This window comes from Bradyrhizobium oropedii (assembly GCF_020889685.1).
GTDB lineage: Bacteria > Pseudomonadota > Alphaproteobacteria > Rhizobiales > Xanthobacteraceae > Bradyrhizobium > Bradyrhizobium oropedii.
In genome coordinates this window covers 1-5918 of record NZ_JACMYO010000310.1, presented here as the reverse complement: position 1 = coordinate 5918, position 5918 = coordinate 1, and the positions used below count along the sequence as shown (strand labels likewise).

Here is a 5918-nt window from a genome sequence, read left to right as displayed (position 1 = left end):
GTACTGCCCCGATTGGTGCGGCTCCCTTGGTCCAGCAGGATTCAGTGACTGCTTGACTATCATGGTCAGCTCGACCTGTATTGCTCGGCACTTTACATACGTCGTAGCGGTCCGCTTTTCGCAAATCGTCCCCTCCCCGGACGAGCGTTCAGTATCTATTGGTTTAGGAGAGCCATTTCGGTAGTCACAATCGTCTTGAGACCCGTCAGGTTCTCGAAAGCTAGCTCTCCTAAAATACTGAGGTCTCTGGGGTGCCGATGCTTCCATTGATGGTAGTGGACAAGAACATAGAGGTCCGAATGCTCAAAGCAATCGGAGATGTGCTTAGCGTCGTTGGTGAGTTAGCCCAGAAGTACACTACCCTGCGGCAACAGCAGCCGGCGGGGCAACAATTGGACGGCGCTAGTTCGCAAGGATCTGGCGAGTTGAACTCGCGAACCCGCTTTGAACGGCAGCTGAGCGAATTGCAAAATAACCCGCCCTCCAGCACTCAGGTGTCTGCGGCAATTTCAAATGACGTATATCTGGCTAGCGGAAGCGAAAAAGACCGCGACGTCGCGATCCAGCGATCGTCACCGTACTACTACAGCAACACTCCGAATATCGAGCTCCTCAAAGCCGATCAGGCCGCAAGTGTGGTGAAAGAATTCTGGAAGAGTATCGAGGCGTTCAGCAAAGATCGCGCTGGAAGAGAACTGACGGTTCCACCCGACGGCCCCGGGGAACTTGCCCCAACGAGGCCTGACCTGGAAGCATGGAAGGAACGAAGCGATGGAGCAGTGGGATCGGCCATTGTGATGCAAGAAGGTCCAGAAGATAAACTCGTCTATACGCTTCAAGAAGCCCCTATCGCCGTGATGACGCTGCAGCAACGTCGAGTCGATATCGAAATTAAACATCTGGCGACGCACCCGGCCGTTTACGGAGCTGGCGAAACAATGCTTGAGTCGGCCATAAACCGGTCCCAAGCGGCAGGTCATGGCGGCAAAGTAAGCTTAGTTGCTACGCCCGAAGCTCATGGGTTTTATGAGAAGAATGGCTTCAAGATGGATAGGCATGGCCGGTGGTCGCTTGTTCCTTCAGCCAGCGAGTTCTGGGGCAAAAAAAGCGATATCTGGATTTTGAAGAAGAACGAGGGCAAGAAGTATCTCACTGGTGCCCCGGCAGATAGGTCCTGACTTGTTTGAAATTGCCCTGATTCGACTGAAGTCCTTGAACGGATGCGCGCCGCGTTGATCTGCGCCTTAGCGGTGCCAAAGGATCGGCAACAACATGCCCCCGCTCGGCGTTGTGGAGGGCGCGCGAGTGGGAAAACCGTCGCGTCAGCGTACGGGCAAGAGCGTCATGGGCTTGCCGAACTCCCGAGCCACGAGATAGCTGACAATCGGCAACTCCGCGACGTCGAACGTTTGTTCGCGAACCATCGGCTTGAAACTATCAATGACCGAATCGTAGTGGACGAAATCGAGCGTCACTCGGTCCGAAACTCACCACGTCGCTCTTCGCGGCGGCGGTGCTGGGACCGAGAACATCGCGCTGATGCGGCTGACCGAATAGACGGCACATCCCGAACAACTGATGCGCTTGGTCGAGCTTGGGTCTGGTACCCGCGGCAGCGGTCTGAGACTATCCAAATATCAAATAGATTGCATCTTGAGGTTAGGCTTGAACAGGCGCGATTCTGCATCTCGCCGGCGTAGGCCCGCCCTGTCAACAATTGGCCGGCGAAAGGCGCAGTGAAGTCAGTTGTCCAATCCCGAACCGTCGTCGCGATAAGCAACGCACTGGTCTGGCTTCCAAGCTTAGCCACGATTGCTGCACATCGACAACGAGACGCAACAATGCGCACCCGGGCAACTACCAATTCTCACAATTGATCTAGATGACGAAAACATGTCACCTTCCATTGATGATCGTTGCTCGGTCAACTTGCACGCAGGCATTCAGCATGCACGACCAATCACATTCTGCTCTCGCCAAACGGGCTGATCAATCCGTTGATTCCTCACCGTCACAAAGGCTGCGGGCCGACGTCTGCTCCAGTAGCAAACTCTTCTTCCTCATGGAAGCGCATGACGGACTCTCGGCAGCTCTCGCTGAGCGCGCAGGTTTCAAAGGTCTCTGGGCGTCGGGTCTGTCGATTGCCTGCGCTCTGGGCTACCGAGATGCCAACGAAGCGTCGTGGAGCCAGGTCGTCGATGCAGTCGAGCGGATCGTGGACTCAACGCAACTGCCTGTCTTGGTTGACGGCGATGGCGGCTTCGGGAATTTCAATAACGCCCGTCTGCTGGCACGCAAACTCCGTCAGCGTGGCGCTGCCGGCGTCGCGCTGGAGGACAGCTGTTTTCCGAAGACGAATTCGTTTGTTGACCGGCATCCCCTTGCCGATGTCGACGAATTCTCCGGCCGTCTGCGGGCGGTGAAGGATACAGTTGCGCAAGACTTCGTCCTTGTGGCCCGGATCGAGGCGCTGATCGGCGGCCATGGAATGGATGAAGCAATTTTGCGCGCCCACGCTTATGCCGACGCGGGAGCCGATGCGATCCTCATTCACTCGCGAAGGAGCGCTGCGGACGAGATTCTTGCGTTTGCACGCGCCTGGCAGAACAGGCTGCCGGTTGTGATCATTCCAACGAAATACTATCGAACGCCGGTCTCTGCTTACCGCAAAGCTCACATCTCGACGGTGATCTGGGCCAACCATGCTATGCGAGCTGCAATAGCGGCAATGCGGCAGGTCTACCATCGTATCCTCACTGAGGAGAGCACATCCAGCATTGAGCCGAGTATTGCGACGCTCGACGAGGTGTTCGAACTCTTGAGATACGACGAACTCGCCAGTGCGGAAGCGCGCTATCTTCGCCCCTCCTGAGTGGGGCGATAACGTTTCATTCACGCTGCAATATGCTTCGTCTCGAAGGACCACCGCCATGCAACCGGCCGCCTTTCTATCCCACTCGTCAGCGACGCACAGATTGTCACTTCTGAGTGTGGGCTGGCGATCGACTGCCGCGAGAGCCCTCACGCGGCCGATCTATCCATTGCCGCAATATTTCGGCTCGATTGCCCCATCTCATGGTTCATCCAGTCAACCGACAAAAGGCAGCAAACTCATTTTGCTCTGGAAGAAGAGCCAACGCGGGCGATGATCCGTCGTTCCTGAGATGTAGGGGTCCAATGTTTCAAGAAGTCCGTAGACCCCACACCGCAGCAGACAACCATAAGCGACGTCATGGACCGAAGGAGAGCGCCAGTGTTGGGGCGACGGACAGTCTTGTTCGACTCGTCGGACACCGCGGCGGCGTGCGGGCGCCAAAACAGCTTCCGTGAGTCGCAGGGAAAGCATCGATCTGACCGCCCGAGAGATCTGGAGCGAGCTTGCGCCAGCGGTGCGCCGGGGCGAGTGGACCAGAATTCCTGGGGCGGTCCAAGCCGGCTTGTCTGGGTCCGTGCCGTTTGGAAGTGAGGACGCGATATCGAAGAACGACGAAAGGGAATGAAATGACCGCCTATGCGCCCAAGAAAGCCGTTATTCTTGCTGCCGGCGTTGGCTCTCGCTTGCGACCGCTGACCGATCTGCGGCCCAAGCCGCTTGTTGAGGTCAATGGAACGCCGATACTCCATAACGCTCTGCGAAATCTGGAAGCTGTCGGCGTGGAAGACGTCACAATTGTTGTCGGCTACCGCAAGGACGCTATTGAATACGCCTGTGGCAGCCGCTTTGGCGAGCTCGAAATCAATTATGTGGAATCGTCCGTCTTCGACAGCACCGGCAGCGCCTACTCGCTTTGGCTGGCGCGTGACGCGCTTCTGTCCGGAGACTGCCTCCTTGTTCAACCAGGACTCCCCGTTAGTGGAGCTGCGTCGTCGGAAAGCGTTGCAGCTGTCCTTGATCAGCGGCTGTTGACGGCGAGACGTCGTGATAAGAGCACCTAAATGTGCGAGGAACGCACAACTCTGACATAAGTCGAAGGGCGAGCATTGATGTCGCAAGTAGAAATCAGCGTTCGTCAATTTGAGCCTGGGGATGCCGAAGATGTCTGGCGCCTACATAGAAGCGCCTTGGATCATGTGGGCGCGCGAGGCCCGGAGGGCGTCTGGGAGGCGGATTTACGCAACATAGAGAGAGTATATATTAGATCGGGCGGAGAATTCCTGATAGCGCGTATTGGGTCCCAGCTCGCTGCAATGGGCGCTCTGAAACCTGTTAGTGATGAAGTCGCAGAGCTAAAACGTCTGAGGGTCGATCCGGCTCTTCAAAGACGGGGCCTTGGAAGGCGCATACTTTATGAATTAGAAACGCGAGCTGTAGTTCTCGGATTCCTCTCTATTGTACTCGATACAACAACAGTCCAGGTTGCCGCTCAGCGACTTTATGAGGCTGCCGGCTACCTTCGCTGCGGGTATGGAGTGTTGCACGGATACGAAGTGATCCATTTTAAGAAGCGGATGAGTGTACGTTCTTGTAGTCGCAGTTGACCTCGTAAGTCAGAGTAGCGCGTGTTCAGATATCAGGCAGTGCAATGCCTCGGATTGTGCGACGAATGCCCACTTTCGGTCGGATAAGCTCGTTGGTGCGACCAGTAAGTCATTGATTTTTCTCAACCCGGGGCTGTCTCTTAATCAGCGGCCCGGTCGGAGTCAGTTATGCAGCAAGCTTAGGAATCTCCTGTTCAATCAATCGCAATAATCGGGTGTTGCGCCTCCGGGATTTGAAGTGCGTCAGGAGAAGCTCATGATGTCTAGCGGATGAAAGTTCTGCCGAGGTAAGTCTTAGCCAGACGCCTCGTAGCGAGTCGTGGGTCCGAACCGGTAACGGCAGGACCAAGCGTAGACAGCAAGCGTGCAGGGTGTGTATTGGGCCACGTAATCGGATCGTCGCGGTCGCCGAGGCTGCTTCAAAAGTCGAAGGCAACACCGGGATCTGCGCTAAAGGCGAGCAGGTTCTGGGCCGCCGGGGTCGGAGACCACATCACGCGCGCACAGAAATCATGGGAACCTGAGAAACCCTGTCATGTGCTCCGGCTCGTCACCGGAGGGAGAACTGACCGAGCGAAAAGCGGAGGTCGTTCCTCAGGCACGGCAGGGTGGCGGATCGGGGCGTAGTACTGTCGATGGCGGCGAAGGCAACGAGTCGACCGGAGGGAAGGCCCCGACTGATGGGAAACTCCGGTGAGCAGGCACGGGACCGGACACAGAGCCGGGTCATCCTGCCAGCCAATCTCACCTGGGTGAATGAGGCGGCCAAACGGTCGCGCCAGACTAGGTTCACGGCGCTGCTGCACCACGTTGACGTCGCTGCGCTCGAAAGGGCGTATCGACGGCTGCGGCGGCAGGCGGCCCCCGGGGTAGACGGGTGACAGTGGACTCCTACGGGCAAGACCTCGAAGGTAATCTTCGCGATCTAGCCGACAGGGTCCATGGCGGCCGCTATCGGCCGTTGCCGGTTCGCCGGACGTACATCCCTAAGGCTGACGGCGGTCAGCGGCCTCTCGGCATCCTCGCGCTGGAAGATAAAATCGTCCAGGGCGCGGTGGCGGAGGTCTTGAGCGCCATCTATGAAGCCGACTTCCTCGATTGCTCCTTTGGCTTCCGACCCAGACGCGGTGCTCATCAGGCGCTGCGGGTGGTGCGCGAAGCCATCACGACGGAGCCGGTGAACTGGGTACTCGATGCCGACATCCGCAGATACTTCGACAACATCGACCACGAACTTTTGCTACGGGCTGTCCGGAAGCACGTGACGTGCAAATGGGCGCTGCTCTACATCGAACGATGGCTGACGGCACCTATGGACAAGGACGGAATAATTATCGAGCGAACCCGCGGCACCCCTCAGGGTGGCGTGATTAGCCCTATATTATCCAACCTTTTCCTGCACTACACGTTCGATCTCTGGATGGGACGGACGCACCCTG

5 protein-coding genes and 1 pseudogene are annotated in these 5918 nt (G+C 57.2%); 5 read left to right on the top strand and 1 reads right to left on the bottom strand.

Annotated elements, in window-relative coordinates; translation table 11 throughout:
• Positions 1–299 precede the first annotated feature (299 nt).
• Positions 300–1178 (top strand): GNAT family N-acetyltransferase, encoded by an 879-nt coding sequence (locus H8A95_RS41240; protein ID WP_229169666.1) that lies wholly within the window; start codon positions 300–302, stop codon positions 1176–1178.
• A gap of 144 nt (positions 1179–1322) precedes the next feature.
• Here the strand turns inward: H8A95_RS41240 and H8A95_RS41235 are convergent, their stop codons facing one another.
• Positions 1323–1475 (bottom strand): hypothetical protein, encoded by a 153-nt coding sequence (locus tag H8A95_RS41235; protein WP_229169665.1) that lies wholly within the window; start codon positions 1473–1475, stop codon positions 1323–1325.
• Positions 1476–1948: 473 nt separating this feature from the next.
• Between H8A95_RS41235 and aepX the strand changes: the two genes are divergently transcribed.
• The 4 genes and pseudogenes from aepX to H8A95_RS41215 all read left to right on the top strand — a co-directional run.
• Positions 1949–2872, top strand: a complete 924-nt coding sequence (gene aepX / locus H8A95_RS41230; RefSeq protein WP_274617719.1) for a phosphoenolpyruvate mutase — start codon at positions 1949–1951, stop codon at positions 2870–2872.
• A gap of 629 nt (positions 2873–3501) precedes the next feature.
• A pseudogene (locus tag H8A95_RS41225) lies at positions 3502–3837 on the top strand (sugar phosphate nucleotidyltransferase); the annotation flags it as partial.
• Between the two features lie 147 nt (positions 3838–3984).
• Positions 3985–4479 carry a GNAT family N-acetyltransferase gene (locus tag H8A95_RS44000; protein ID WP_274617718.1) on the top strand — a complete coding sequence of 165 codons (495 nt, stop codon included), beginning with the start codon at positions 3985–3987 and terminating at the stop codon, positions 4477–4479.
• An 877-nt stretch (positions 4480–5356) separates the two neighbouring features.
• Positions 5357–5918, top strand: a 562-nt coding sequence (locus H8A95_RS41215) for a reverse transcriptase domain-containing protein (RefSeq protein ID WP_338028081.1), incomplete at its 3' end; no start/stop codon positions are given.